Source organism: Paracidovorax cattleyae, from assembly GCF_900104515.1.
In the GTDB taxonomy this organism is placed as follows: Bacteria; Pseudomonadota; Gammaproteobacteria; order Burkholderiales; family Burkholderiaceae_C; genus Paracidovorax; species Paracidovorax cattleyae.
Genome location: NZ_FNJL01000001.1, coordinates 46,579 through 72,615 on the forward strand (window position 1 = coordinate 46,579; position 26,037 = coordinate 72,615).

The window sequence follows — 26,037 nt, forward strand, 5'->3', positions numbered from 1 at the left end:
TTCTCTGCTCTCTGAAGCCCGGCGCTCAGGCCGCGGGCTGCCGGGCGGCGGCACGCGCCTGCGCGCCCTCGCTGCCCACTTCGGACTTGGCGGCCATGGGCACCTCCTGCGGAGCGACCACGGCGCCGGGACGCACGCGCTGCAGGCCGTTGACGACGATGCGCTCGCCCGCCTTCAGGCCCGCGGTGACGACGCGCAGGCCATCGACCGGCGCGCCCAGCTGCACCTCGCGGTACTCGGCCTTGTTGCCCTCGCCCACCACCATCACGAACTTCTTGCTCTGGTCCGTGCCCACGGCACGCTCGTTGATCAGCACGGCCTGGGTGCTCTTCGCCTGGCCCATGCGGATGCGGGCGAACTGGCCCGGCATGAGGACGCCGCCTTCGTTGTCGAACACCGCGCGCACGCGCACCGTGCCGCTGCGCGCATCCACCTGGTTGTCGATGAGCTGCAGATGCCCGGTGTGCGGCGTGCTGCCGGTGGTGCCCGTGCCCATCTGCACGGGAATGCGCTCGATGAGCGTGCGGGCGCTCTGGCCGGAGCGCAGCCCTTCCAGCGCGCGGGTCACGATCTGCTCGTCGGTGTCGAAGCTGGCGTAGATCGGGCTGACCGACACCAGCGTCGTGAGCACCGGCGCGCCGGCCCCGGAGCCCACGAGGTTGCCCACGGTGACCTCGATGCGGCCCACACGGCCCGCGACCGGCGCACGCACCTGGGTGTAGCCCAGGTTCAGGCGCGCCGTCTGCAATGCGGCCTGGGCGGCGCGCAGATTGGCCTCCGCCTCGCGCTGGGCGTTCACGCGCTCGTCGCGCTCGCGCTGGGCGATGGCGTGCTCCTCCCACAGGCGGCTGGCGCGCTCCATCTCGCTGCGGGTGTAGGACATGCGGGCCTGGGCGGCCACCACCTGCGCATCGGCCCGGTCCACCTCGGCCGCATAGGGGGCAGGGTCCACGGTGAAGAGCAGGTCGCCCTGCTTCACGAGCACTCCTTCGCGGAAGTGCACGGCCTGCACGGCGCCAGCCACCCGCGGGCGGATGTCCACGCGCTGCACCGCCTCGAGTCGGCCGGAGAACTCGTCCCATAGCGCGACGTCCTGCTGCACCACGGCCGCGACGGACACCGGCACGGCCGGCGGCGCGGCGTCGGCGGCAGGCGCCTCGGCGTGCGAGGCGGAGAGCCCGAACAGGGCGCCGCCACCGGCCGCGATGGCAGCTGCGGCGCCGGCAGCGGTCCACCAGCGGCGCGCGGGTGAGAAGAGGGAAACGGTTGGGGATGACGGCATGGCAGATCCTTCGGGTGTGTCTGAAAACGGTGCAATCGCAAGCAAGAAAAAGCGGGGCCGGCACCGGCCGGGCAAAGCCTTCCCCTCCGGCCCGCAGGCCGGAAAAAATGCATCGAAGGGGATAAGCCGCGCCCGGGCGCGGATAAGGCAACGGGGCCGGATTCTCAAACCTCAACCATCATTGAGGTCAATACCTTCCCTGGTGATGGAAGGAAGTTTTTTCAAAGAGGGGGTCAGCGCGGCGCCGGACATCGGCCGGCATCCATGAAGCTGCGGAAGCGATCGCGCGCGTCGCCCGCGCACGGGCAGGCCTGGGTGCCGGAATCCAGCAGCGCATCGGGCCAGCGTTCGGCCTTGCGCAGCACATGCAGCTCCACCAGCTGGCCGGCGGCCTTCAGCCGAGACGCATAGGCCAGCGTCTCGTCGTGCATGGGGTCGGTGTCGCCGACCAGCAGCAGCGTGGGCGGCAGGCCCGCCAGGCGCTGTGCGGTGCCGGGCACGGCATACGGATGCTCCGCATCGCGTGCGCACCGCAGGAACTTCTCCCAGCCCTGCGCCCATCGGCAGGCCTCGGCGCCTTCCGTGGCGGCCCGCAGCGACGGCGTGCCGGCGCAGGGATCGAGCATGGGCGACACCAGGATCTGCCCCGCCAGCGGCGGATGGGACTGGTCGCGCGCCATCAGGCACACGCCCGCCGCGAGGTTCCCGCCGGCTTCCTCCCCGGCCACATAGACCGGCGCGCCCGCGCCGGCCAGCCGGGTGCGGTAGCGATAGACCCACTGCAGCACGGCATAGCCCGTCTCCAGCGGCTGCGGGAACGGATGCTCGGGCGCCAGCGGATAGGCCACAGACACCACCAGCGCCCCGGCTTCCTGCAACAGGCCGGCGATCGTGCAGCCGCTGTCCAGGTCGCCGGACACGAAGGCCCCCCCATGGAAATGCACGACCAGCGGCGACGTCTCGCCGGCCTTCCTGCGGCCGTACATCCGCACGGCGACGTCCTGCCCCGGCGCCACCGCAATGGTGGATTCGGAACGGGCGCCGTCGGACGTGGAACGGGAAGATGCGGTGGTGGGCATGGTGGTGTGGCCGGAAACACTCCGGTGATGCAAATGTAGGCGTGCGGACAGCGACGATAAACCAGCCGATGCGGGCCTCACTGTTTCCAAAGTCCGAACAATCGAACCCCGCGGCACATGTGAGAATTTGCCAGCCCGAAGAGGCACCGAGGAAGGAACGCCATGGACCAGATCCAGGCCATGCGCATCTACGCGCGGGTGGTGGAAGCCGGCACGTTCACGCGCGCCGCAGACTCCCTGCAACTGCCCAAAGCCACTGTCACCAAGCACATCCAGGCCCTGGAGGCGCGCCTGCGCGTGCGCCTGCTCAACCGTACCACGCGGCGCGTGACCGTCACGGCCGATGGCGCGGCCTACTACGACCGCGCCGTGCGCCTGCTGGCCGATTTCGACGACATCGAGGCCAGCATGACCCATGCCCGCGCCACGCCCAGCGGAAGGCTGCGCGTGGACGTGGGCACGGCCATGGCACGGCTGCTCATCATTCCCCACCTGGAGGAATTCCACGCCCGCTACCCCGACATCCAGCTCGACCTGGGCGTGAGCGACCGCCTCGTGGACCTGCTCAGCGACAACGTGGACTGCGTGATCCGCGGCGGCGAACTCACCGACCAGTCGCTCGTGGCGCGCCGCATCGGCATGCTGGCGTTCATCACCGTGGCTGCCCCCTCCTATCTCGCGCGCCATGGCACGCCGGCCCGGCCGCTGGACCTCGAGAACGGGCACCGCAGCGTGATCTATTTCTCGCCGCGCACCTCGCGCCGCTATCCGCTGGAATTCCACCGCGACGGCGAGGCGATCGAGATCGGCGGCCCCTCCCAGCTGGCGGTGAACGAAAGCAATGCCTACCTGGCCGCGCTGCTCGCCGGCCGGGGCGTGGGGCAGATCACCACCCTGCAGGCCCAGGGCCCCCTGGAGCGGGGCGAACTGGTGCGCCTGCTGCCCGAATGGTCGCATCCACTGATGCCCGTCTATGTGGTGTACCCACCCAACCGCCACCTGAGTGCCCGCGTGCGCGCCTTCGTGGACTGGGCCGCGGAACTGTTCGCGCGGGAACGCCACCTGCAGGGCTGAGCCCCCCCGATCGCAGACAGGCCCGATATGCTCGGCGCCATGACCGCAGACTCCCCCGACCTCCCGGACTCCCCTGTCCCGCCGCCCACCCCCCCGGCGGCGGACCACGCGCATGCCCCATCCGCACCGGCGCAGCCCCGCAATCCGCTGCACGGACTCACGCTGGAGGCCATCGTGGTCGCCCTGCAGCAGGAATACGGCTGGAAGGGCCTGGCAGAGCGCGTTCCCGTGCGCTGCTTCCAGAGCGAGCCCAGCGTGGCGTCCAGCCTGAAATTCCTGCGCAAGACGCCCTGGGCGCGCGAGAAAGTGGAAAGCCTCTACCTCTTCATGCTGCGGGACCGCAGGCGTGGCAACGCGCCCGGGAAAGGCCGCTGAAGGCCTACGGCAAGGTCAGGTACCGGGCCAGCGCCAGCAGCGTGATCGTGACGATGACGAAGGCTTCCAGGCGGCTGGGCTTTTCCCGCAGCAGCAGGGCGGACAGCGCCATGGCCATCAACCCCGTCGTGTTCAGGATGGGCCACGCCACTGCGGATGCGGCACTGGTGATGGCGTAGATGAAAGTCACCTGGGTGGCCACCGTGAGGAGGGCCCGCACGCCGAACAGCAGGCCCATCGGTTGCGAGGGCCCCGAAGGAGCCCGTGCGTGCGCCAGCACGAGCAGCGGCATGGAAGACCACAGCGCACGCCACGCCATCACGGCCACCGCGAATGCCAGCAGGTTGCCGGACGACCGGGCCGACGGGCCCTGCCCTGGCGAGAACAGCCACGGGGACACGGTCGCCTGCAGCGTCAACGCCGCGCAGACGATCGCCGCTCTCGCGATGAACCCGTGCCGCCGCTCCACGGCGCCGTGCCGCCACAGCAGGGGCACGCAGGCCACGGTGGTCGCCACGGCGAACGCATAGGTCTCGGCGTTCCATTCCCCGGTGATGCACAGGATGCCCAGGGGGATGAAGAGATCGGACAGCTTGCCGGACACGGTGACCTGGTTCACCGTCAGTGAACGGAACGCATGGGAATAGGCATACGCGACGAGCTGGACCAGGCCGCTGAAGACGACCGCCTTCCAGTCCAGCAACCAGCCGAGCGGCTCCCCCCAGGAACGCAGGTACATCGACGCCGCGCACAGCAGCAGGAGCGCGGGTATCGCGTTGTTGAGGAAATTGACCCGGACGATCGACAGGCCCTTGCGTCCGATCTGCTGGCGGTCTATCAGATTCAGGCCGGCCCGGCACAGGGCAGAGGCCCACGCCACCACCATGACCTCCTGCGCGGACAACGCGTTCAATGGGCCATGCCCTGGCGCGAGAAGCGCGTGATCCACAGGGCGGAAATGAATTGTTTCGCGTCGTCGCCCAGTTCCACCACCCGGTCCCGCGGCGCATCACCGATCCTGGAGAGTGCGAAGAGCAGCTCGGCCTGCACGAGATCGATGAACGGCCCGACCACGCCTCCGTGCATGAAATTGGCCGACTTGCCCTCGTTGCAGAGGAAGAACCGGTTGCCCTGTGCATTCACCTGCAGCACGTGCCTGTGCCTGCCGGGACTCGCGCTGGCGATCATGTCCTGGTGGTTCTCGATCTCGTCGTCGGCCGAAGTGGCGGTGAAGATGTAGGCATTGCGCCGGATGGCGCCCAGGTCGGACACTCCGATGGACCGGTTGCCGGTCGCGCAGAAAATGAGTTCCGACGACCTCAAAAGTTCGTGCTTCTGCCCGGTGTGGTAACCGTGTGCCAGCGCCAGCACCTGGCGGATCGGGTTCGTGTCGTACACGTCGACGCGGACGCCTTTGGCATGCAGGTGCCGGGCAATGCTCGATCCGATCTTCCCGTAGCCCAGTACCAGGGCCCTGCGGCCGGTCAGGATGTTGCCGAGCTCCCGCAGCAGGGCCTCGGCGGAAAACGTGATGGCCTGGCCCACGAGGAAATCCTCCGGCTCCTTGAGCTTGCTCCTGGCCACGGACATGACGGGACAGGGAAACGTCTCTCCCCCGCCCGCCCGAATGCTGCGCAATGCGGCATCGTACTTCTGGTGTCCGTTCTCGGTGTCCTCGATGATGCCCACCAGCTGTGAAGGAAACGCCTTCTTCAGCGCGGCCAGGATGCTCGAGAAATAGCCCCCGGTATCGATCGCCGCGAAAGACTCCTCCCCGATCAGGCTGCGCAGGTGGGCAATGAAGCCGGGCGCGTTCTGCCGGATCCTGTCCCGCGTGTAGTGGATCACCGGTACCTGCTCCTGGATCACGCGGCAGGTGGGCCCGTGCAGCGAACTGGGCTTGGGAATCACCGCTGCCAGGGGCAGGCGTTCGTGGATACCGAGAACGAAATTCTCGCTTCCGGGAACGATGTGCGTCACGATAACCAGCCTGCCTGCCCGCAGGGGAATGCTGCGGTCCAGGATCGCCTGGAAGAACGCTTTTGAATCCATGTCGCTCAGGCGCCAAGGCCCTGCCGGAAAATCTTCTGCCCGATGCGGGACAAGCCTCCGCCGGATATGGCGGAAATATCCGTCCACTGGCATTGGTGATTTTCCGCGCTGCGGAGAATGGGCTTTGCTCCGTCCCTCACCAGCAGGTACCTGAAGTCGTAATGCATGTGCGCCGGCTCTTCCCTGGCAGGATTTTCGGGAATGGCATGTACGTCGATATCCAGTGGAATTCCCGCCTGGAGATGCCATGGATGGGGAAAGGTGGAGATGCCGGTTTCTTCCTGCACCTCCCGGATGGCGGCGTCGAGGGGCGCCTCCGTGGATTCGACATGGCCACCGGGCTGAAGCCACCGCTTCAGGTAGGGATGGAACACGAGCAGCACGGCGTCGCGCGAGAGGACGATGCCGCTGGCGGTCACGTGGCCGGGCGATGCGCTGCGCCGGGTGATGTCCCCACCCCTGCCCAATTGCTCCGTCAGCGGAGCCAGCGCACCGGATTCCGATGGATATTCCCGCAGATATTCATCGACGATATATCCCAGATCCGAAGGCACGCCATGGCGACGATCGTTTTCCAGCCTCTCGTTCATTGGCAGACCATTTTTCATTGAAAGAAAATGCATCGGCCTGGTGAACCGATGCACGAATAATAATAAGCATTCGAGCAGCCCTGCAATTTAGCAGGCTGCAGCGCCGGGGCAGCCGGCAGCCATTCATATCCCCGGTAAACAAAATTTATGAAAATGCCCCCATCCGGCGGCGGCAATGCGTGCAGGGAGGGCGCCAGGGCATGCCGCGTCCCGGCTTCCGGCTCCGCCATCCGGGCCATTCACTCCGCGGCGGAGGCATTCCGTCGCGTTCTGCTGGCCCGTGCGAAGGGGGCCGCGCACATTGGAGGCATGGAGAGCACGTCGCATTCTCCGCAGGAGCACGGAACCATGGCACATCCCCTTTCCCCCACTGCGCGCACGCTGTCGCGCGCCCTCACCTTCTGCGCCGGCACCCTGCTGGCCGCCACGCTCGCCACCGCTCAGACGGCCACCCCGGTGTCCTACGGCGCGGGGAACCCGGCACAGGCGGGCATGGACTCTTCGGGCGGGCAGCACGGCCGCACGCGTGCCGAAGTGGTCGCGGAACTGGCCTGCGCCCGGGCTTCGGGCGAACTGGATGCCATGGCGTTGCAGGGCTATGGCGTCGAGAGCCGGCCCATCGACCGCAGCGTTCCCGAATGCGCGCAGCAGCGCGTGCTCGCCTCGGGAGATACGGCGCTGCCCCGCTGACCCGCCCCCACCCGCTGACCCGCCCAGCGGAGCGTCGCGTGCAGGCCGGGCCGGCGGGCTGCTTCAGGCCGGCACCGGCACCAGGAAATCCCGGCTGATGCCCGCGCCCAGGTCGTTCACGCGGTCCAGGAACTGCGTGAGATAGGCATGCAGGCCGGTGGCCAGGATCTCGTCGATGCGGCCGTAGCGCAGGTCGGCCAGCAGGCGACCGGCCTTGCGCTGCGTTTCCGCGGACTGGTCGTTGGAGACCACGGCGAGGTTGTCCACCACCTCGCGCAGGCTGGCGTGCAGCGAACGGGGCATGTCGGCCCGCAGCATGAGCAGGTCGGCCACGCGCTCGGGCGTGATCACGTCGCGGTACACCTTGCGGTACACCTCGAACGCCGACACGCTGCGCAGGATCGCGCTCCAGTGGTAGAAATCGAACTCCTGCGGTGACGCCCTGCCGCGCTCGCGCATCGCCGAGCCGTGGAAGTCGCTCTGCACGGCATGGAACTTCACGTCCAGCAGCCGCGCCGTGTTGTCGGACCGCTCCAGGAAGGTGCCCAGGCGCAGGAAGTGGAAGGCTTCGTCCTGCAGCATGGTGCCCAGCGTCACGCCGCGCGAGAGGTGCGAGCGGTACTTCACCCATTCGAAGAACGCCCCCGGATCGCGCTCGAAATCCCGGCCCTGCAGCTGCCGGTGCAGCTCCAGCCAGGTCTGGTTCTGCGTTTCCCAGATCTCGGTGGTCAGCGCGCCGCGCACGGCACGCGCATTCTCGCGGGCCGCGCGCAGGCACGAGAGGATGGACGACGGGTTGTTCCCATCGCGCACCATGAACTCCAGCACCCCTTCGCGCGTGACCTCGCCATGGCGCGCGGTATAGGCCGGGATCAGCTCGCTGATCGACAGCAGCCCCAGCCAGCTCTCCTGCGCCACGTCGGCCGATTGCGGCAGCAGCGAGGTCTCATAGCTGACGTTCAGCATGCGTGCGGTGTTCTCAGCCCGCTCGGTGTAGCGGGACATCCAGAACAGATGATCTGCAGTACGGCTCAGCATGTCAGTTCCCTCCCATCGACTGCGACATGGCCATGGCGCCCATGGACTGCGACTGGCCCGTGGCGGGTGTACCGTTGGCATCGCCGTCGCCCAGCACCCAGGTGTCCTTGGTGCCCCCTCCCTGCGATGAATTGACGACCAGCGAGCCCTCCTTCAGCGCCACGCGCGTGAGGCCGCCGGCCACCATCTGCACCTTCTGGCCGGAAAGCACGAACGGCCGCAGGTCGATGTGGCGAGGGGCGATGCCCGATTCCACATAGGTGGGGCAGCTGGAGAGCGAGAGCGTGGGCTGCGCGATGTAGCCCGCCGGGTTGGCCAGCAGCGCGCCGCGGAACTCCTCGATTTCCGCCTTGGTCGCGGCGGGGCCGATCAGCATGCCGTAGCCTCCTGCGCCGTGCACTTCCTTCACCACCAGTTCGTGCAGGTGGTCCAGCACGTACTTCAGGTCGTCCTGCTTGCGGCACATCCAGGTGGGCACGTTCGCCAGGATGGGCTCCTCGTCCAGGTAGAAGCGGATCATCTCCGGCACGTACGGATAGACGGACTTGTCGTCCGCGATGCCCGTGCCCACGGCGTTGCAGATCGCCACGTTGCCCGCGCGGTACGCCGCCATGAGGCCGGCGCAGCCCAGCGTGGACGTGGGGCGGAAGACCTGCGAATCGAGGAAGTCGTCGTCCACGCGGCGGTAGATGACGTCCACGCGCTGCAGCCCGCGCGTGGTGCGCATGTAGACGAAGTTGTCTTTCACAACCAGGTCCTGCCCCTCGACCAGCTCCACGCCCATCTGCTGCGCGAGGAAGGCGTGCTCGAAGTACGCGCTGTTGTACATGCCCGGGGTGAGCACCACCACCGTGGGCTCGGCCGCGCCGGCCGGTGCGCTGGCGCGCAGCGTGTCCAGCAGCAGGTCGGGGTAGTGGGCCACGGGCGCCACGCGGTGGCTGCGGAACAGCTCGGGGAAGAGCCGCATCATCATCTTGCGGTTCTCCAGCATGTACGACACGCCCGAGGGCACGCGCAGGTTGTCCTCCAGCACATAGTAGATGCCGTTGCCCTGCCCGTCCGGCGCGCGCACGATGTCGATGCCGGCGATGTGGGCGTACACGTCGCGCGGCACGTCCACGCCCGCCATTTCGGGGCGGAACTGCGCATTGCCCACGATCAGGTCGGACGGCACGATGCCGGCGCGCAGGATGTCCTGCCCATGGTAGATGTCGTGGATGAAGCGGTTGAGCGCCGTCACCCGCTGCACGAGCCCCTGCTGCATGCGCGCCCACTCGTGGGCGGGAATGATGCGGGGGATCAGGTCGAAGGGGATGAGCCGCTCGGTGCCGGCCCCGTCTTCGTCCTTGGCGCCATAGACCGCGAAGGTGATGCCCACGCGGCGGAAGATCATCTCGGCCTCGGCGCGGCGCGCCTGCATCGCCTCGGCCGGCTGGCGCGACAGCCACTGGCCGTAGCGCTGGTAATGGGGGCGCACATCGCTGCCATCGAAGGGCAGCATCTCGTACATCTCGTCGAACTTCTGCATCAGTGGTGCCTCCTGCAGCCAGCATAGCAAGTTGCAAGCCTGCTCGGCCGCTGGACGCGCCCGCGGCATGCCGGGCACCACCGTATTCCGAGGTCAGAACGGCTCGGCCTCCTCCACGGCGGCAGCGGCAGAGGCCGCGGATGGCGGCGCATGGTGCCAGTAGCGCCGCGCGCCGTCGCGCTCGCAGCGCCAGCGCAACGGCCGCGCGGACAGCCAGGACCACGCCCCGCAGGACGGCGAATCCACCAGCAGCGCCCCACGCTCCGCATAGCGTGCCAGCACGTCGGGCGCCGGGTGCCCGTAGCGGTTGCGGTGGCCCGCCTGCACCACGGCAGTGCGCGGCCGCACGGCATCCAGCAGCGCCGGGCTGGAAGACGAGCGGCTGCCGTGGTGGGGCACCAGCAGCACGTCGGCCGGCGCCAGCCCGCCACTGGCGGCCAGGGCGGCCTCTTCCACCCGGCCGATGTCGCCCGCCAGCAGCGCCGACGCGCCGGGCGCCGAGATGCGCAGCACGCAGCTCACCGCATTGGTCCGGCCCGCGCGGTCGGCCGATGCGCCCGATATGCCCGTTCCCGCCCCGCCGCCATCCAGCGCGCCTGGCGGCGGGTGCAGCACCTCGAAGCGCACCCCGTCCCACGTCCACTGCTGGCCGGCCTCGCAGCGGGTGACGGCGCGCGCCCCTTGCGCCTCCAGCGCATGGCCCGGCTCCAGCGATCCCCACAGGTCCGTGCCGGGGTGTGCAGCCAGCACCGCCGCGGCACCGCCCGTGTGGTCGGTATCTCGGTGGCTGAGCATCACCCGGTCCAGGCGGACGCCGCCCGCGCGCAGCATCGGCACCAGCACCCTCTCCCCGGCATCGCTCTGCGGACCGTAGCGCGGCCCCGCGTCGTAGAGCAGCGCGTGGCCGGCCGTGCGCACCAGCACCGCGCTGCCCTGGCCCACATCCGGGGCCAGCAGCTCGAACTGCCCGGCCGCGGGCCGCGCCGGATGCCACCACAGCACGGGCAGCAGCAGCGGCAGGCCCATCAGGCGCAGCGCCCAGGGCAGGCGCATCACCAGCAGCACGCCGCCCGCCATGCCGGCCACGCCCGCCCACAGCGGCGCCGCCGGCAGCGAAACCGTGGCCCAGGGCCAGGCCGCCAGCCACTGCAATCCTTCCGCGAACGGCCGCACGCAGGCCGCCGCCGCCGACCACAGCGGCGCCCACAGCACGCCCAGCAGCGCCAGCGGCGTGACGACCAGCGTCATCCAAGGGATCGCCGCCAGGTTTGCCACGAAGCCCACCAGCGATACCTGCCCGAACAGCAGCACCGTAAGCGGCGTCAGCGCCAGCGTCACCACCCACTGCTCGCGCAGCAGGGCCAGCACGCGTGCGCGCAGGCGCCCGACCGCGCGGGCGGCCGGTACCGCCTCGGGCGGCGTGGCCGCGTCGGACGCGAACAGCACGCCCACCGCCACGAAGCTGAGCCAGAAGCCCGCCTGCAGCAGCGCCCACGGATCGGCGGCCACCACCGCCGCGCAGGCCAGCAGCCAGACCTGCGGCCAGGGCCAGCGCCGCCCCGAGAGCCGCAGCGCGCCGACCACCGCCAGCATGCACACCGTGCGCTGCGCAGGCACCGCCCAGCCGCTGAACAGCGCATACGCCGCCGCCAGCAGCACCCCTCCCGCCAGCCCTGCCCAGGGCGCCGGCACGGCCAGGCACAGCAGCGCCGAGCGCCGCCACAGCCAGCCCACCACCGCCGCGGCCACCCAGGCGAACAACGTGATGTGCAGCCCGGAAATGCTCACCAGATGCGCTACGCCCGTAGCGCGGAACACATCCCAGTCGGCCCGGTCGATCGCACGCTGGTCGCCCGTCACCAGGGCCGCCACCACGCCCGCGGCACGCCCCCGGGCCAGGTCCTGCGGATCGGTGTCCGCCCTGCCTGCGGGCTGCGGTGCCAGCCGGGCCAGGATGGCATCGCGCACCCGCTGCCGCGCCTGCTCCACCGGGTGCCGCCACCAGGGCGCGGCCTCCAGTCGCACCGGCCGCTCTGCGCGGGCGCCCGCCTGCACGGAGCCCGTGGCCTGCACGCCCTGCTCCCACAGCCACAGCTCGGCATCGAAGCCGCCCGGATTGCGCAGGCCGTGCGGGGCGTTGAGGCGCACCGTCATCTCCCACCGCTCACCCACGCGGATGTTGGGCACGGGAGCGGAAGCAGGTGCCGGCGAGGAAGGCGGGACTGGTACGGCACCCCGTGTGTCCCCGGACGGGAGTGCAGTCCCGGCCTTTCCTCGCGCACCTCCGGACTGGCGTGCGAACCAGGGTGCCCCTGAAGACCACGACACATCGACCCGCGGCGGCAACCGCACGGGCCGGCCGGGCGCATTGCGCGCGCCGGCACCGCCCTCCGCCTCGGGGCGGTCCTTCCGGCCGCTGCGCTGCGGGCGCAACCCGCTGGAACGCGACCGCCCGCCGCCCTGCTCCGCGAACCAGGCCGACTCCACCTCCAGCCGCAGCCGCATGCCCGCGTCGGTGGGCTGCGGCATCGCCGCTACTACGGCGACGATGCGCAGGTCGCGCCCCTCCAGTGCCGGGTCCAGCGCATCCGACAGACAGGCCCCCGCGCGCAGGCCGCAGACCGCGAACGCCGCCAGCGCCGTGGCACAGAAGGCCAGCCATTGCGGTGCAGCAACCCGCAGGGCACCAGCCGCCGGGCCGCGCCGCCGCCGGCCCAGGCGCCGGGCCGGCACCCACACGGCCAGGCCCGCCAGCAGCAGTGCCGCATACACGCGCGCCGGCCAGAGCGCGGGCTGCATGAGCTGAAGCAACGCACCGGCAATGCTGCCCAGCAGCAGGGCGGGCCAGAGCCAGCCACTGGGCTGGGCTACAGGACTGGATGGCGGGGCGGGAAGAGATGGAGGGACTGGCGGCGTGGCGGAGGAAGCGGGCCGGCTCATGGGGCCCTGATGCTAGGGCCGGCAACGTGTCGGACACCGCAAGAAAAAGGCATGCAAGGCATGCCGATCCGTGAGGCGAGTGCGCCGACCTGCGGGCCCGTTACCGTTATTGCACTGCGATCAGCAGCCACCCCGACCGCCACCACCGCGCCCTGCGCCGCGCAGGATACGGAGGCCCACGCCATTGCATCCGGGGCGCCAGGGCCACCTCGACGCTCCACAGACGTCCGTCATCGAAGAAGGTGAAACGCACCGTCCGGGAAGCCGCCAGCACGGCGTTCGCAAAGATGGCCGGCGTGTAGGGCGCGGACAGTTCGACAGCGTCCAGCACCCGCCAGTCCCGCGCGATCCAATGGACATGCAGCGCCTCTTCATGAGGCGTATTTTCCGTGGTGAAGACGAGATAGCCGTCAGCAGCCTCGAATTGGGCTTCCAGCACGGCGCCCGGCAGTTCGAGGACAACTCCTTCGCCGTCGCGATGCCGCAGGCGGAGCCGGGGAGGAACTGCATCGCTGCTGGCATTGCATTCCACGGAGAACGCAGACGATGGCTGAAGTGCCTGCATCAGAACACCCAATCAAAAGACACATCTGCTCCCAATGCGCCTAGAGCGCCTCCCACAAACACACCGAGCGTGACGCAGACAGGTGCACCAGGGCCGCAGGCCAGCCCGGCAAGAGCGCCACCAGCAGCAGCACCGGCAAAACCGCCTCCGATCACGACTCCCTCCCTTGCCACCGCACGGGCCTTGTCGTCCGCCATGGCAACGTTATAGACCGCTGCCCCCAAGGATACGAAAACCAGGCCGCGGCCCAGAGTGGTATAGTGCCGTGCCGCCGCATTGACCGAGGGCCTGGGACGACCGGAACTATCAATGATTTCCAGATAGACAAGATTGCGCTCATTGATCGCCAGTCGCGCAAAGGGCTTGCCGAACTTGTCTTTCGCATATTTTTCGGTGAGAGCTTCAAGACTCAAACCGACCTTCTTCAACTGGATCGCCTTCGCCCGACCTATGTCGCTGGAGCGCAAGCGCTGCACCTCCAGGATTTCATTGCGAATCGACTGCTCCATCTCCCCATCGTTGATAACGCTGAGGATTTCATGTAGGAACACTTTGCCTGGCAAGTCGGCGACACAAACTGTTTCACCGCGCGCCACTGCCCTGCCTCAGGAAAACGCCCTCCACAGCCCGGTCCCCAGAAACCACGGATTGAGCACGCTGGACTCCAGCCGGAGGGTATCGAAATCCGTCACCTCCGCGAGCAGCCTGTGCCTGGCGCCCGAGTTGTCGAAGATGTAGGCACGGTGCGCCGCCTCGCAGGCCTCGGCCATCAGCGCGATGGACTTGTGGTACCGGTCGATCACCTTGTCCTCGGGTACCGGATGGCCGCCCTGCAGCACGCGCCGCCGCACCCGGTCGATGTTGATGGCGGGGTCGTCGGTGGCCACGAAGTACAGATAGACCCGGTAGCCCCGCGCGCGGGTTTCCCGCATGAAGTCGATCTTCGAGCGGTGCGACATCACGGTCTCGAACGTGAAGGTGCGGCCTTCGTCCCGCAGCTCCCGGCGCACGGCTTCGGCCAGCGTGGCGGCCAGGTAGGAGTTCCAGGGCCCCGGCACATGGAGGGTCAGCTCACTGTCCAGCGTGATCCCGGCCAGCAGGGCCGGCATGTCCAGGCGGCGCCCCAGGCCGAACGTCTGGAAGCTGCCGCGGATCCGTTCCAGCACCGCCGGGGGCTCGCCCTTCACGCCGAGTTCCCGGAGCCCCAGGCATCCGCCGGTAGCGCGGAGGGCCTTCTCGATCTCGTCGGCATTCACGAAGGCGCCGATCCACTGGGGCTTGAGTTCGGACTGGAGGGTGCTCTTGCCCGATCCGTTCGGCCCCGCGAGGACGCGCAGGCGCGGCTGGGCCGGCCGGGCGGGGAACGATGGCGCAGGCCGCGACGCCTGCCCGGCGTCAGCTGCCCCGCGCGACACGCTTCAGCACGGTGCCGGGCTTGACGCGCTTGCCCACCGGAAGGTCTTTGATGACGGTGACGCTGCCGTCGCTGCGGCGCTCGACGACCTGGCCCGAGGCGGTCTTCACGGTGGCCGCCCCCGTCGACCTGAGCGCGGCCCGGTAGGCCTCGTGGCCCGCCTTGGCGGCCATCTCGGGAATGCGTCGCTCGGCGATCTGCATTCCCCGTTCGGTCGGAATGGTTCGCTGGGTGTGGGATGACATGGGAAAGTACGGCAAAACGCGCCGCTGCAAGTCTATCAGGGTGGCCTGGAAACCCATGTTCCGGCCGGCCGCCCGGCGCAGAATGGACCACGGGAGGGCACCCCGCCCTCTCGCATCATCCAGGAGAATTCACGTGAAGATTGAAGGCCAATGCCACTGCGGCGCGGTGGCCTACGAAGCCGAGGTCCAGCCGGGCAGCATCACGGTCTGCCACTGCAACGACTGCCAGACCCACTCGGGCTCCGCGTTCCGCGCCAACATTCCCGCGCCGGCATCCGGCTTCCGGCTGACCCGGGGCGCGCCGCGCACCTACGTGAAAACCGCCGCCAGCGGTGCGAGGCGGCTGCTCGCGTTCTGCGAACAATGCGGCACGCCGCTGTACGCCTGCGCGGAGGAAGCCCCGACGGCCTATTCGCTGCGCATCGGCGCGATCCGCCAGCGGCACGAGCTGGGCACCCCGAAAAGACAGATCTGGACCCGCCGCCGCCTTGCATGGGTAAAGTCTCCCGACGGGGCGGAGAGCTTCGACGGGCAGCCCTGAGACGCGCCGCCGCGGCGCTGTACCATCCCGTCCGACGCAGGCCTGCGCCCATTTTTCCATCCAGCCACCTTCCTCCCCGACACCATGAGCATCTACGACAAACTCGCCGCCCTGAACATCACCCTGCCCCCCGTCGCCACGCCGGCCGCGGCCTATGTGCCCTACGTGCAGACGGGCAACCTCGTCTTCCTGAGCGGCCACATCGCACGCAAGGACGGCAAACCATGGGTGGGGCAATTCGGCCGCGACATCGCGACGGAAGACGGCAAGGCCGCGGCACGGGCCGTGGCGATCGACCTGCTGGGCACGCTGCATGCGGCCACGGGCGGCGACCTGAACCGCGTGCAGCGCATCGTGAAGGTGATGAGCCTGGTGAATTCCACGGGCGACTTCACCGAGCAGCACCTGGTGACCAACGGCGCCAGCGAACTGCTGGGCGAAGTGTTCGGCGACAAGGGCAAGCACGCACGCAGCGCCTTCGGCGTGGCGCAGATCCCCATGGGCGCCTGCGTGGAGATCGAGCTGATCGCCGAGCTGGTCTGAGCGCGGTGTTGCCGTGAGCGCCCCCACCGCCCCGCCCACCATCACGCCCGCCGGGCCGGCCCCGGCCGGGGAAGCGCCCCTGGTGCTCTCCATCCAGTCGCATGTGGCCTTCGGGCACGTGGGCAACGACGCGGCCATGCTGCCGCTGCAACTGCTGGGCATCCAGCCGGTGGCGGTGCACACGGTGCAGTTCTCCAACCACACGGGCTACGGCGAGTTCAAGGGGCAGGTGTTCCCGCCCGCGCACATCGCCGACGTGCTCGACGGCCTGCGCGCGCGTGGCGTGCTCGCGCGCTGCACGGCAGTGCTCTCGGGCTACCTGGGCGATGCCGGCGTGGGCGAGGCCATCCTGGCCGCGGTGCAGGAGATCCGGGCCGTGCGCCCGGGCCTGCGCTACCTGTGCGACCCGGTGATGGGCGACGTGGGCCGGGGCGTGTTCGTGCGGCCGGGCATCCCGGAATTCCTGCGCCGCCGCGCGCTGGCGCAGGCCAGCATCATCACGCCCAACCAGTACGAATTCGAACTGCTGCACGGCGCGCCGCTGTCTTCGGTGGACGAGGCGGTGGCCGCCGCGCGCGCGCTGCTGGGCGACGCGGCCGGCACGGGCCCTTCGCTCATCGCCGTGACCAGCCTGCGCACGCCCGACCTGCCGGACGACCGGCTGGCCACGCTGGCCGTGACGGCGGAAGCCGCCTGGCTGGTGCGCACGCCGTTCATCGACCTGCAGCCTCTGCCCAACGGCATGGGCGATGTGTTCTCGGCCGTGCTGCTGGGCCACCTGCTGCGCGGCGCGTCCACGCCGGATGCGGTGTCCGGCGCGGTCAGCAGTCTGTATGCGCTGGTGTCGCGCACCGCGCCGGGCCAGCGCGACCTGCCCCTGGTGACCTTCCGCGATCAGATCGCGCAGCCGTCGGAGCGTTTCGCCGCCGAGGCGGTGGGCACCCCGGCGCAGTCCTGAGGCGAGGCCCCGGCCCCGCGCCGGATCAGGCCGCCAGCCTGCGCGGCCCGCTCCGCACAGGCTGCGGCAGTGCCGCGCCGGCAGCGCCCGGCAGGGCGCGCAGCTTGAACACCGACACCGTGCGCGCCAGTTGCTCGGCCTGCTCGCGCAGGCTCTGGGCGGCGGCAGCGCTTTCCTCCACCAGCGCGGCGTTCTGCTGCGTCGTCTGGTCCAGCCCTCCCACGGATTCGTTCACCTGCCCGATGCCGGCGCTCTGCTCGGTCGCCGCGGCAGTGATCTCGCCGATCATGTCGCTGACGTGCTGCACCGAGCGCACGACGTCCTGCATGGTGGCGCCGGCATCCTGCACCAGCCGGCTCCCGGCCTCCACGCGCTCCACCGAAGTCCCGATCAGCTGCTTGATCTCCCGTGCGGCGGTGGCGCTGCGCTGCGCCAAGGCGCGCACCTCCGCCGCCACCACGGCGAAGCCGCGGCCCTGCTCCCCCGCGCGCGCCGCCTCCACGGCGGCGTTCAGGGCCAGGATGTTGGTCTGGAAGGCGATGCCGTCGATCACGCCGATGATGTCGGCGATCCGGCGGCTGCTCTGGTGGATGTCCTCCATGGTGGAGACCACCTGCGTGACCACGTCGCCGCCGCGCTGCGCCACGCTGCGGGCGTTGGCCGCGAGTCCGCTGGCCTGCTGCGCGCTGCCCGCGCTCTGCTGCAGGGTGCTGGTGAGCTGCTCCATGGCCGCAGCCGTCTCCTGCAGGCTGCTGGAGGCCTGCTCGGTGCGCACGGACAGGTCATGGTTGCCGGTGGCGATCTCGGCACTGGCGATGGCGATGCTGTCGGTGCTCTGGCGCACCTGCCGCACCACGCCCGAGAGCGCTTCGCCCATCGCACCGAGCGATTGCAGCAGCTCGCCGAACTCGTCGCCGCCGCCCTGCGGCACGGGCGAGGCCAGGTCGCCGCTGGCAATGCGCGCCGCCACGGCATTGGCCTCGGCCAGCGGCCTCTGGATGCTGCGGATCAGCACCACGCTGCCCGCCACGATGCCCGCCAGCAGGAGCACCAGTCCCGCGACCGCGCCCAGCAGGATGCGCTGTAGCGATGCGATCGTCCGGTCACGCAGCGCATCGGCGGCTTCGGCCTGCGACTGCGCGAAATCCCGCAGGAGCTGCAGGTAGGTGGCCACGGTGGGCTGGTAGCGCTGCAGCACCAGGGCACGGGCTTCGTCCCGCTGCCCGGCGGCAGCCAGCCTGCCGGCCTCGCCGCGCAGGTCCAGCGTGGCCTGGCGCGCCGCCGCGATCCTCGCCATCTGCTCCCGGTCCCGCGCGGAGAGATCCATGCCGGACAGCATCTTCTGGGTTTCGGAAATGCGCGCGGACGTGGCGGCGACCGTTTCCTTGAACTGCGCCTCCAGCAGGGGGTCGGCGGTGAGCGCGACAGCCAGGGTGCGGGCCGCGTTGGTCTCCGTGAGACCGGCCCAGCGCAGGGCCGCCTGGGAGCGCTTTTCCATCTCGTCGCGCGCAGCTTCGGCCAGGGCCTGCTCGCGCTGGTAGCGCACGGCGGCAACGCCGAGCACCGTGGACAGCATGGCCACCAGCAGGGCGACGGCGATCCAGAGCTTGTGGATGACCCGCAGTGATCGTTGCATGGCGGACTCCTTTTCTTCATACCGGGCCGGCCACCCGCCCCGTCGGCTGAAGCCATCGTGCATGAAGCGGCGTCCGGAGCGCTCGGTGTTTACACCAGAGCCAGGCGGAACCGCCCGCCAGGTTCAGAAGGTTTCCCAGTCGTCGTCGCTCTGGCTGGCCTTGCGCGGCGCCGCAGGGGGCTGCGGCGCGGGCGCCTGGGCCACGGATGCCGCCGGTGCCGGGCGGGCGGGCAGCGCGGGCGCCTTGCCGGCAGCCGGCCTGGCGACGGCCGGCGTGCGCGGCCGGGCGGGGGCGGCGACGGCAGGGCGCGTGGATGCCGGAGGGAACACGGGCGCAGACATGGCCTTGGCGGCAGGCGGCGGGACGGGCGCGGAAGCGGGGGGAATGCCTGCCATGCCGCCGTCGCGCAGCCGGAATGCGGACACCACATCGGCCAGCATGGCCGCCTGCGTCTTGAGCGAGCCGGCCGCGGCCGCGGCCTCCTCGACCAGGGCTGCGTTCTGCTGCGTCACCTGGTCCATCTGGCCGATGGCCTGGCTCACCTGTTCGATGCCCGTGCTCTGCTCGGCGCTCGCGGCGCTGATCTCGCCCATGATGTCCGCCACGCGCCGGATGCTGTCCACCACGGTTTCCATGGTGCGCCCGGCCTGCGCGACCTGCTGGGAGCCCTCGTCCACCCTGGCCACGGAATCGCCAATCAGCGCCTTGATGTCCTTGGCGGCCTCGGCGCTGCGTCCCGCGAGCGCGCGCACTTCGCTGGCCACGACCGCGAAGCCGCGGCCCTGCTCGCCGGCCCGCGCCGCCTCCACGGCCGCATTCAGCGCCAGGATGTTGGTCTGGAACGCGATGCCGTCGATCACCCCGATGATGTCCGCGATGCGGCGGGAGGAGGCATCGATGGCGCCCATGGTCTGCACCACGCCGGCCACTACCTGCCCGCCCTCGCCGGCCACCTGCGAAGCGTGGGCCGCCAGCTGGTTGGCGTGCCGGGCGCTGTCGGCGTTCTGCCGCACGGCGCTGGTGAGCTGTTCGATGGAGGCGGCCGTCTGCTGCAGGGCGCTCGCCTGCCGCTCGGTGCGCGCGGACAGGTCCTGGTTGCCCGCATCGATTTCCCGCGCGGCGATGGCGATGCTGTCGGCGCCCTGGCGCACGCGGCCCGTGACCTGGGCCAGGTTGTCGTTCATCTGCCGCAGGGCATCCAGCACCTGCCCGGTCTCGTCGCGTCCGCCGGGGGCGACGGAACTCGTGAGGTCGTTGTCCGCCACGGCGCGCGCGACACGCACCGCCTCGCCAAGCGGGCGCGTGATGCCGCGCGTGATCCACCAGCCCAGGCCCGAGCCCAGGATCAGGGCCAGCACGGTGGCGACCGCCACGCCAATGCGGGTCTCCGCGTAGCCGGATTCCACCTGCCCCAGGGCGGCATCAATGTTCTCCCTCTGCTTGTTCAACAGCTTCTGAACCGTTTCGAGGAACTGCGCCGTGATGGACTGAAACTCCTGTGCGAACATGCGCTGCGCGTCTTCCATCCGCCCTTCGCGCTTGGCCTTGTAGATCTCGTCGCGACTTGCCAGGAAGTTCGTGCGCGCCTTCTGGATGTCAGCCATCAGGGCCTTCTCCTCCTCGGCTGTCAGGAGCGCCTCGAGGCGCTTGAGCATGTCCGCAGACTGCCGCGAAGAGACAGCGGCCTCCTCCGCGAACGCGTCGTTCAGGGAGGTATCGCTGCTTCGGGCCACGGCTTTGGTCCGCTGGACGCTCGTGTGGATGTTGCGGGCCCAGTCACTGATCAGCCGTTCCTTGACGAGCGACTCCGAAGCGACGCCCTTCACGGCATGGACCATCGCCCCCATATTGGTCAGACCCAGCATGTTCATCACGAACATGACGAGCAGGATGAGAGCGAATCCCAGCGCGAGGCGGGTGGCGATTTTCAGATCTTTCACGGTGAGGCTGCTCCTGGCGCGCATTTTGACGATGCACGGCCCGGCAGCCGCCGCCTCCGGTGGCCGTGCGAACAGATAGTGCATTGATACAAGCAGAAACACCACTCCGCATTAACACCGTGCTCCTGTCGCGATGCGGCGGCGCAACAAAAAGGGCCGCCAATACCTGGCGGCCCTCCGAAAGCTATGTTCGCGAGGCTTTACTCGACGCGCTGCACGGCGTTGGGCTTGAATCCCAGGTCCGCCGCCTTGCCCTTGCGCCCGCGGGGGAAGCGCGCATTGTTGAGGCTGCGGATCTCCAGCGTCTCGTCGCGCTCCTTGCCTCCGCGGCCCACGCCCGCGATGCGCACGCTGCGCGTGTAGGCCGCAGCGCCCGCCAGCGTGTCCTTGGGCTCGAGGTCGATGAGCATCAGGCCGCGGCCGCCGTTGGCCATCTGCTTGAGTTCGGTGATCTCGAAAGTCAGGATGCGCCCGCCCGTCGAGGCGCAGCACACATGCGTCGCAGGGGCGAGCGCCTGGCTGCCGCTGGTGAAAGCCGCGTGCGACGGCCGGCACAGTTGCTCGCCCTCGCCCAGCGAGACGAAGGCCTTGCCGCCGCGGTTGCGCGCCGTCATGTGCTCCACGGCGGCGATGAAGCCGTAGCCGCCCGAGCCCGCCAGCAGCAGGGCCGCGTTCGCGGGGCCCGCGAAATAGTGCACCGGCTGCGTGCCGGCCTCCAGGTCGATCAGCGTGGTGATGGGCTGGCCGTCGCCGCGCGCGCCGGGCAGTTGGGAGACGGCCACGGAATACACGCGGCCGTTGCTGCCGAAGGCGATGAGCGTATCGACGGTGCGGCACTCGAAGGTGCCGTAGAGCGCGTCGCCGGACTTGAAGGCGAAGGTGCCTGCATCATGGCCGTGGCCCTGGCGCGCGCGCACCCAGCCCTTCTGCGAGACGACCACCGTCACGGGCTCGTCGACCACTTTCACTTCGGCCGTGGCGCGCTTGTCGGCCTGGATGAGCGTGCGGCGCGCGTCGGCGAACTGCTTCGCGTCCGCCTCGATCTCCTTGACCATCAGGCGGCGCAGCGACGCGAGGTTGGCGAGGATGTCCTCGAGCTTGCCCTGCTCCTCGCGCAGTTCCTTGAGCTCCTGCTCGATCTTGATGGCTTCGAGCCGCGCGAGCTGGCGCAGGCGGATTTCCAGGATGTCCTCGGCCTGCCGGTCCGACAGGTGGAAGCGCGCCATCAGCGCGGCCTTGGGCTCGTCGCTGGCGCGGATGATGGCGATCACCTCGTCGATGTTGAGCAGCACGGTCTGCCGCCCCTCGAGGATGTGGATGCGGTCCAGCACCTTGGCGAGGCGGTGCTGGCTGCGCCGCGCGATGGTCTGCTGGCGGAAGGCGATCCACTCCTCCAGCATGCGCCGCAGCGACTTCTGCACGGGCTTGCCGTCCAGGCCCACCATGGTCAGGTTGATGGGCGCGGAGGTTTCCAGGCTGGTGTGCGCCAGCAGCGTGGTGATCAGTTCCTGCTGCGGCACCTTGCCCGTCTTGGGCTCGAACACGATGCGCACGGGTGCATCCTTGCTCGATTCGTCGCGCACCACGTCCAGCACGCCCAGCACCGTGGCCTTGAGCTGCGTCTGCTCCTGCGAGAGCGCCTTCTTGCCGGCCTTGACCTTGGGATTGGTGAGCTCCTCGATCTCCTCCAGCACCTTCTGCGCGGAAACGCCGGGCGGCAACTCGGTGACCACCATCTGCCACTGGCCGCGGGCCAGGTCCTCGATCTTCCAGCGCGCCCGCACCTTGAGGCTGCCGCGCCCCGTGCGGTAGGCGTCCTGGATGTCGCCGGGGCTGCTGATGATCTGGCCGCCGCCCGGATAGTCCGGGCCCGGCACCATCGCGGCGAGCTCCTCGTCGGCGAGCTTCGGGTTCTTCACCAGCGCCACGCACGCATCGGCGACCTCGCGCAGGTTGTGGCTGGGGATCTCGGTGGCCAGGCCCACGGCGATGCCGCTCGCACCGTTGAGCAGCGCGAACGGCAGGCGCGCGGGCAACTGCCGCGGCTCTTCGGTGGAGCCGTCGTAGTTGGGCACGAAATCGACCGTCCCCTGGTCGATCTCGTCGAGCAGCAGGCTGGCGATGCGCGTGAGCCGCGCCTCGGTGTAGCGCATGGCCGCGGCGCCGTCGCCATCGCGGCTGCCGAAGTTGCCCTGGCCGTCGATGAGCGGATAGCGCTGGCTGAAATCCTGCGCCAGCCGCACCAGCGCGTCGTAGGCCGACTGGTCGCCGTGCGGATGGAAGCGGCCCAGCACGTCGCCCACCACGCGGGCGCTCTTCACCGGCTTGGCCGGCACGTTGCGGGTGGGTCCGCCGTAGGCCAGGCCCATGCGCTCCATCGCGAAGAGGATGCGGCGCTGCACCGGCTTCATGCCGTCGCACACGTCCGGCAGCGCGCGGCCCTTCACCACGGAGAGCGCGTACTCCAGGTAGGCGCGCTGCGCGTAGCCGGCCAGGCCCAGGTGGTCGCCGGACTCGGGCTGGGAGAAGTCGAGGGTGGGTTGGTCGTTGTCGCTCATGCGTCGTGAAGGATGGAAAGAGGAACGCGGCGGACGGTGCGCCGCGGTGTCGTTCGGAAGATCAGGGCGTGCCCCGGGCCACGGGCGCCGCGAGCTCCATGCGCACCCGGCCGGCCGCGGCACCGCGCCCCTCTGCCACGGGCGCCGGAGCCGCCGCCGCGGGCTTGAGCAGGGCGTAGAGCCCCAGCACGCTCTTCACGTAGTTCTGCGTTTCCCGGTAGGCGGGAATGCGGCGGCCGGCGCGCTGCACGGCGCCCTCGCCCGCGTTGTAGGCGGCCAGCGCCAGGTCCAGCCGGCCCTCGAAGAGGTCGATCAGGTGGCGCAGGTAGCGCGCGCCGGCCGCGATGTTCGTGCCCGGGTCGGTGAGCTTCTGCTCCACCGAACGCTTCGCCTCGCGCGAGACGCCGAAGCGTTCTGCCGTGGCCGGCATCACCTGCATGAGTCCTACCGCGCCGCGCGGCGACACCGCCTGCGGATCGAATCCCGATTCGGTGGCGATCACGGCCTGCAGCAGTTCGTAGTCGAGCCCGTGCTGGTTCGCCGAGGCACGCAGGAAATGCTTCACGCGCTTGACCTCGGGCGCGATGTCGAAATAGGCCAGGCGCCGCGCACTCTCCGGCGTGGCCCCCGGCGCCACGCCGGGCGGCACGAGGCCTATGCCCGTCGAGCGCCCGTCCCTGGTGGAATCGAACACGTCGCCACGGAAGAACAGGCTGTAGCGCTCGTCGATGCGCTCGGCCGCGAAATGCGTCACGCCGCGCTCGTCCACGTAGGCCCACAGGTCCGCATGGGCGGACTGCACCGGCAGCCACAGCGCCAGCCCCAGCGCGGTCGTCCGCGCGCACGCGGCCAGCTGCCGCCGCAGACCTGCCGCCATGCCACCCATGGAGCGCCGCGCGGCCATGGCTCAGATGTCCACTTCCACGGCGTCGCCGTGCAGTTCCATGAGCTCGCGCCGCGCGGCCGCCTCGCCCTTGCCCATGAGCTTGGTGATGAGGCCCTCGGTCTCGGCGAAGCCCAGGTCGCCCAGCTGCACGGGCAGCAGGCGGCGGGTGTCGGGGTTGAGCGTGGTTTCCCAGAGCTGCTCGGCGTTCATTTCGCCCAGGCCCTTGAAGCGGCTGATCTGGCACTTCTCGCGCGCCACGCCATCCTTGGCGCACTTGTCCAGAATGGCCTCCAGTTCGCCGTCGTCCAGCGCATACACCTTGGAGGCCGGCTTCTTGCCGCGCGCCGGCACGTCCACGCGGTAGAGCGGCGGGCGCGCCACGTAGATGTGGCCGGTCTCGATCAGCTTGGGGAAATGGCGGAAGAACAGCGTGAGCAGGAGCACCTGGATGTGCGAGCCGTCCACGTCGGCATCCGACAGGATGCAGACCTTGCCGTAGCGCAGGCCGGAGAGGTCCGGCGTGTCGTTGGGGCCGTGCGGGTCCACGCCCAGCGCCACGGAAATGTCGTGGATTTCGGTGTTGGCGAACAGCCGGTCGCGGTCCACCTCCCAGGTGTTGAGCACCTTGCCGCGCAGCGGCAGCACGGCCTGGCACTCCTTGTCGCGGCCCATCTTGGCGCTGCCGCCGGCGGAGTCGCCCTCCACCAGAAACACCTCGTTGTGCGACAGGTCGCGGCTTTCACAGTCGGTGAGCTTGCCGGGCAGCACGGCCACGCCGGAGCCCTTTTTCTTCTCGACCTTCTGGCCAGCCTTCTGGCGGGTCTGAGCGGCCTTGATGGCGAGCTCGGCGAGCTTGCGGCCGTAGTCCACATGCTGGTGCAGCCACAGCTCGAGGGCGGGCCGCACGAAGTTGGACACCAGCCGCACCGCGTCGCGGGAGTTCAGCTTCTCCTTCACCTGGCCCTGGAACTGCGGGTCCAGCACCTTGGCCGACAGCACGTACGAGGCGCGCGCGAACACGTCCTCGGGCAGCAGCTTCACGCCCTTGGGCAGCAGGGAATGCAGCTCGATGAAGCTCTTCACGGCCTGGAACAGGCCGTCGCGCAGGCCCGCGTCGTGCGTGCCGCCCGCGCTGGTGGGAATCAGGTTGACATAACTCTCGCGCACCGGCGCGCCTTCATCGGTGAAGCCCACGCACCATGCGGCGCCCTCGCCTTCGGCGAAGCTCTCGTTGTGGCGGTCGGCATAGCCCTCGCCCTCGAAGAGCGGGATCACCGGGTCGGCCGACAGGCTCTGGCCCAGGTAGTCGCGCAGGCCGCCCTTGTATTGCCAGGTCTGCGTTTCCTTCGTCTTCTCGTTGACCAGCGACACCGTCACGCCCGGCATCAGCACGGCCTTGCTGCGCAGCAGGTGCACCAGTTCGTGCATCGGCAGCACGGTCGATTCGAAATACCTCCCGTCCGGCCAGACGCGCACCGTGGTGCCCTGGCGGCGCTCGCCCGCGGCCAGCGGCCGGGCCGTGAGCGGCTCGGTGACATCGCCGCCCTCGAACACGAGGCGCGCGATCTGCCCGTCGCGGTGCGTCGTGGCCTCCAGCCGCAGCGCCAGGGCGTTGGTGACCGAGACGCCCACGCCGTGCAGGCCGCCCGAGAAACTGTAGGCACCGCCCTTGCCCTTGTCGAACTTGCCGCCCGCGTGCAGCCGCGTGAAGACCAGCTCGATCACGGGGGCCTTCTCCTCGGGGTGCAGGCCGAACGGAATGCCGCGCCCGTCGTCCTCGATGCCCACGGAGCCGTCGGAGTGCAGGGTGACCTTGATGCGCTTGCCGTGCCCGGCCAGGGCCTCGTCGGCCGCGTTGTCGAGCACTTCCTGGATGATGTGCAGCGGGTTGTCCGTGCGCGTGTACATGCCCGGCCGCTGCTTCACGGGCTCCAGGCCCTTGAGCACGCGGATCGAACCTTCGGAATAGTCGCTGGGCGAAACGGAAGAGGGTTTGGCTGCCATGGGCGCGGATTGTAGTGCGGCGTGCCCGGCGGCACTGGATGAAAAGACAGCCACCCATCTGCCGCGCGGGTTAACCCGCATTCCTGCACCAGCGCCGG

At 69.7% G+C, this 26,037-nt stretch carries 23 protein-coding genes; 6 read left to right on the top strand and 17 right to left on the bottom strand.

Features of this window, described 5'->3' with window-relative positions; all coding sequences use genetic code 11:
- Nucleotides 1-25: 25 nt before the first annotated feature.
- Together BLR05_RS00195 and BLR05_RS00200 are read right to left on the bottom strand one after the other, a co-directional pair.
- Entirely contained in the window at nt 26-1,282 is a 1,257-nt protein-coding gene (locus BLR05_RS00195) for an efflux RND transporter periplasmic adaptor subunit (protein ID WP_092831709.1), read from the bottom strand.
- Nucleotides 1,283-1,515: 233 nt separating this feature from the next.
- Entirely contained in the window at nt 1,516-2,361 is an 846-nt protein-coding gene (locus BLR05_RS00200; RefSeq protein ID WP_092831710.1) for an alpha/beta hydrolase, read from the bottom strand.
- 162 nt (nt 2,362-2,523) lie between these two features.
- Between BLR05_RS00200 and BLR05_RS00205 the strand changes: the two genes are divergently transcribed.
- Both BLR05_RS00205 and BLR05_RS00210 read left to right on the top strand, forming a co-directional pair.
- Nucleotides 2,524-3,435: a LysR family transcriptional regulator gene (locus BLR05_RS00205; RefSeq protein WP_092831711.1), complete on the top strand. Its 912-nt coding sequence runs from the start codon at nt 2,524-2,526 to the stop codon at nt 3,433-3,435.
- A 39-nt stretch (nt 3,436-3,474) separates the two neighbouring features.
- Nucleotides 3,475-3,810 carry a VF530 family protein gene (locus tag BLR05_RS00210; protein ID WP_192883876.1) on the top strand — a complete coding sequence of 112 codons (336 nt, stop codon included), beginning with the start codon at nt 3,475-3,477 and terminating at the stop codon, nt 3,808-3,810.
- Between the two features lie 4 nt (nt 3,811-3,814).
- On the opposite strand, the gene BLR05_RS00215 is transcribed toward BLR05_RS00210, so the two are convergent.
- Genes BLR05_RS00215 through BLR05_RS00225 form a run of 3 tightly spaced genes read right to left on the bottom strand, consistent with a single transcriptional unit; the run spans nt 3,815 to nt 6,485 of the window.
- A complete protein-coding gene (locus BLR05_RS00215; protein WP_225979180.1) occupies nt 3,815-4,723 on the bottom strand; it encodes an EamA family transporter in 909 nt (302 codons plus the stop codon).
- Complete coding sequence (locus tag BLR05_RS00220) at nt 4,720-5,862, bottom strand: adenosylhomocysteinase (protein WP_092831713.1); 1,143 nt, start codon at nt 5,860-5,862, stop codon at nt 4,720-4,722. The genes BLR05_RS00215 and BLR05_RS00220 overlap by 4 nt, the downstream gene beginning before the upstream one ends.
- Before the next feature lie 5 nt (nt 5,863-5,867).
- Nucleotides 5,868-6,485 (bottom strand): NUDIX hydrolase, encoded by a 618-nt coding sequence (locus BLR05_RS00225; RefSeq protein WP_225979178.1) that lies wholly within the window; start codon nt 6,483-6,485, stop codon nt 5,868-5,870.
- 315 nt (nt 6,486-6,800) lie between these two features.
- Here BLR05_RS00225 and BLR05_RS00230 point away from each other — a divergent pair, with 315 nt between their 5' ends.
- Nucleotides 6,801-7,142 carry a DUF4148 domain-containing protein gene (locus tag BLR05_RS00230; protein ID WP_092831938.1) on the top strand — a complete coding sequence of 114 codons (342 nt, stop codon included), beginning with the start codon at nt 6,801-6,803 and terminating at the stop codon, nt 7,140-7,142.
- 63 nt (nt 7,143-7,205) lie between these two features.
- Here the strand turns inward: BLR05_RS00230 and BLR05_RS00235 are convergent, their stop codons facing one another.
- From BLR05_RS00235 to BLR05_RS00265, 7 genes are all read right to left on the bottom strand, one after another.
- Nucleotides 7,206-8,180, bottom strand: a complete 975-nt coding sequence (locus BLR05_RS00235) for an alpha-E domain-containing protein (protein ID WP_092831715.1) — start codon at nt 8,178-8,180, stop codon at nt 7,206-7,208.
- A 1-nt stretch (nt 8,181) separates the two neighbouring features.
- Nucleotides 8,182-9,708, bottom strand: a complete 1,527-nt coding sequence (locus tag BLR05_RS00240) for a circularly permuted type 2 ATP-grasp protein (RefSeq protein WP_092831716.1) — start codon at nt 9,706-9,708, stop codon at nt 8,182-8,184.
- 93 nt (nt 9,709-9,801) lie between these two features.
- Nucleotides 9,802-12,648 carry a DNA internalization-related competence protein ComEC/Rec2 gene (locus tag BLR05_RS00245; protein ID WP_092831717.1) on the bottom strand — a complete coding sequence of 949 codons (2,847 nt, stop codon included), beginning with the start codon at nt 12,646-12,648 and terminating at the stop codon, nt 9,802-9,804.
- Between the two features lie 106 nt (nt 12,649-12,754).
- Complete coding sequence (locus tag BLR05_RS00250) at nt 12,755-13,213, bottom strand: hypothetical protein (protein WP_225979175.1); 459 nt, start codon at nt 13,211-13,213, stop codon at nt 12,755-12,757.
- Complete coding sequence (locus tag BLR05_RS00255; protein WP_225979174.1) at nt 13,213-13,809, bottom strand: hypothetical protein; 597 nt, start codon at nt 13,807-13,809, stop codon at nt 13,213-13,215. The genes BLR05_RS00250 and BLR05_RS00255 overlap by 1 nt, the downstream gene beginning before the upstream one ends.
- Nucleotides 13,810-13,818: 9 nt before the next feature.
- Complete coding sequence (locus tag BLR05_RS00260) at nt 13,819-14,628, bottom strand: ATPase (RefSeq protein WP_092831718.1); 810 nt, start codon at nt 14,626-14,628, stop codon at nt 13,819-13,821.
- Nucleotides 14,609-14,872: a hypothetical protein gene (locus tag BLR05_RS00265; protein ID WP_225979173.1), complete on the bottom strand. Its 264-nt coding sequence runs from the start codon at nt 14,870-14,872 to the stop codon at nt 14,609-14,611. Before BLR05_RS00265 ends, BLR05_RS00260 begins: the two co-directional genes overlap by 20 nt.
- A gap of 133 nt (nt 14,873-15,005) precedes the next feature.
- Between BLR05_RS00265 and BLR05_RS00270 the strand changes: the two genes are divergently transcribed.
- From BLR05_RS00270 to pdxY, 3 genes are all read left to right on the top strand, one after another.
- Nucleotides 15,006-15,413, top strand: a complete 408-nt coding sequence (locus BLR05_RS00270) for a GFA family protein (RefSeq protein WP_092831720.1) — start codon at nt 15,006-15,008, stop codon at nt 15,411-15,413.
- Between the two features lie 84 nt (nt 15,414-15,497).
- Complete coding sequence (locus BLR05_RS00275) at nt 15,498-15,956, top strand: RidA family protein (RefSeq protein ID WP_092831721.1); 459 nt, start codon at nt 15,498-15,500, stop codon at nt 15,954-15,956.
- Between the two features lie 40 nt (nt 15,957-15,996).
- Nucleotides 15,997-16,914 carry a pyridoxal kinase PdxY gene (gene pdxY, locus BLR05_RS00280; protein WP_092831940.1) on the top strand — a complete coding sequence of 306 codons (918 nt, stop codon included), beginning with the start codon at nt 15,997-15,999 and terminating at the stop codon, nt 16,912-16,914.
- Nucleotides 16,915-16,939: 25 nt separating this feature from the next.
- Here pdxY and BLR05_RS00285 read toward each other — a convergent pair whose 3' ends face one another.
- The 5 genes from BLR05_RS00285 to BLR05_RS00305 form a co-directional block, all read right to left on the bottom strand.
- Nucleotides 16,940-18,550 (bottom strand): methyl-accepting chemotaxis protein, encoded by a 1,611-nt coding sequence (locus BLR05_RS00285; RefSeq protein WP_092831941.1) that lies wholly within the window; start codon nt 18,548-18,550, stop codon nt 16,940-16,942.
- Nucleotides 18,551-18,673: 123 nt separating this feature from the next.
- Nucleotides 18,674-20,515 carry a methyl-accepting chemotaxis protein gene (locus tag BLR05_RS00290; RefSeq protein WP_092831942.1) on the bottom strand — a complete coding sequence of 614 codons (1,842 nt, stop codon included), beginning with the start codon at nt 20,513-20,515 and terminating at the stop codon, nt 18,674-18,676.
- Between the two features lie 176 nt (nt 20,516-20,691).
- Nucleotides 20,692-23,049, bottom strand: coding sequence for a DNA topoisomerase IV subunit A (parC, locus tag BLR05_RS00295; protein ID WP_092831722.1), 2,358 nt, complete (start codon nt 23,047-23,049; stop codon nt 20,692-20,694).
- Between the two features lie 61 nt (nt 23,050-23,110).
- Nucleotides 23,111-23,953, bottom strand: coding sequence for a lytic transglycosylase domain-containing protein (locus tag BLR05_RS00300; RefSeq protein WP_092831723.1), 843 nt, complete (start codon nt 23,951-23,953; stop codon nt 23,111-23,113).
- A gap of 3 nt (nt 23,954-23,956) precedes the next feature.
- The gene (locus BLR05_RS00305) at nt 23,957-25,939 is read right to left on the bottom strand and encodes a DNA topoisomerase IV subunit B (RefSeq protein ID WP_092831724.1); all 1,983 of its coding nucleotides are present in this window, start codon (nt 25,937-25,939) and stop codon (nt 23,957-23,959) included.
- Nucleotides 25,940-26,037: the final 98 nt, after the last annotated feature.

What these genes read in the sequence shown, in the direction of transcription:
- BLR05_RS00240 (WP_092831716.1), bottom strand. Translation starts at nt 9,708, where the DNA reads ATGCAGAAGTTCGACGAGATGTACGAGATGCTGCCCTTCGATGGCAGC.
- BLR05_RS00300 (WP_092831723.1), bottom strand. Translation starts at nt 23,953, where the DNA reads ATGGCCGCGCGGCGCTCCATGGGTGGCATGGCGGCAGGTCTGCGGCGG.
- BLR05_RS00220 (WP_092831713.1), bottom strand. Translation starts at nt 5,862, where the DNA reads ATGGATTCAAAAGCGTTCTTCCAGGCGATCCTGGACCGCAGCATTCCC.
- BLR05_RS00225 (WP_225979178.1), bottom strand. Translation starts at nt 6,485, where the DNA reads ATGCATTTTCTTTCAATGAAAAATGGTCTGCCAATGAACGAGAGGCTG.
- BLR05_RS00230 (WP_092831938.1), top strand. Translation starts at nt 6,801, where the DNA reads ATGGCACATCCCCTTTCCCCCACTGCGCGCACGCTGTCGCGCGCCCTC.
- BLR05_RS00285 (WP_092831941.1), bottom strand. Translation starts at nt 18,550, where the DNA reads ATGCAACGATCACTGCGGGTCATCCACAAGCTCTGGATCGCCGTCGCC.
- BLR05_RS00275 (WP_092831721.1), top strand. Translation starts at nt 15,498, where the DNA reads ATGAGCATCTACGACAAACTCGCCGCCCTGAACATCACCCTGCCCCCC.
- BLR05_RS00195 (WP_092831709.1), bottom strand. Translation starts at nt 1,282, where the DNA reads ATGCCGTCATCCCCAACCGTTTCCCTCTTCTCACCCGCGCGCCGCTGG.
- BLR05_RS00200 (WP_092831710.1), bottom strand. Translation starts at nt 2,361, where the DNA reads ATGCCCACCACCGCATCTTCCCGTTCCACGTCCGACGGCGCCCGTTCC.
- BLR05_RS00245 (WP_092831717.1), bottom strand. Translation starts at nt 12,648, where the DNA reads ATGAGCCGGCCCGCTTCCTCCGCCACGCCGCCAGTCCCTCCATCTCTT.
- BLR05_RS00290 (WP_092831942.1), bottom strand. Translation starts at nt 20,515, where the DNA reads ATGCGCGCCAGGAGCAGCCTCACCGTGAAAGATCTGAAAATCGCCACC.
- BLR05_RS00305 (WP_092831724.1), bottom strand. Translation starts at nt 25,939, where the DNA reads ATGGCAGCCAAACCCTCTTCCGTTTCGCCCAGCGACTATTCCGAAGGT.
- BLR05_RS00210 (WP_192883876.1), top strand. Translation starts at nt 3,475, where the DNA reads ATGACCGCAGACTCCCCCGACCTCCCGGACTCCCCTGTCCCGCCGCCC.
- BLR05_RS00235 (WP_092831715.1), bottom strand. Translation starts at nt 8,180, where the DNA reads ATGCTGAGCCGTACTGCAGATCATCTGTTCTGGATGTCCCGCTACACC.
- BLR05_RS00265 (WP_225979173.1), bottom strand. Translation starts at nt 14,872, where the DNA reads ATGTCATCCCACACCCAGCGAACCATTCCGACCGAACGGGGAATGCAG.
- parC (WP_092831722.1), bottom strand. Translation starts at nt 23,049, where the DNA reads ATGAGCGACAACGACCAACCCACCCTCGACTTCTCCCAGCCCGAGTCC.
- BLR05_RS00205 (WP_092831711.1), top strand. Translation starts at nt 2,524, where the DNA reads ATGGACCAGATCCAGGCCATGCGCATCTACGCGCGGGTGGTGGAAGCC.
- BLR05_RS00250 (WP_225979175.1), bottom strand. Translation starts at nt 13,213, where the DNA reads ATGCAGGCACTTCAGCCATCGTCTGCGTTCTCCGTGGAATGCAATGCC.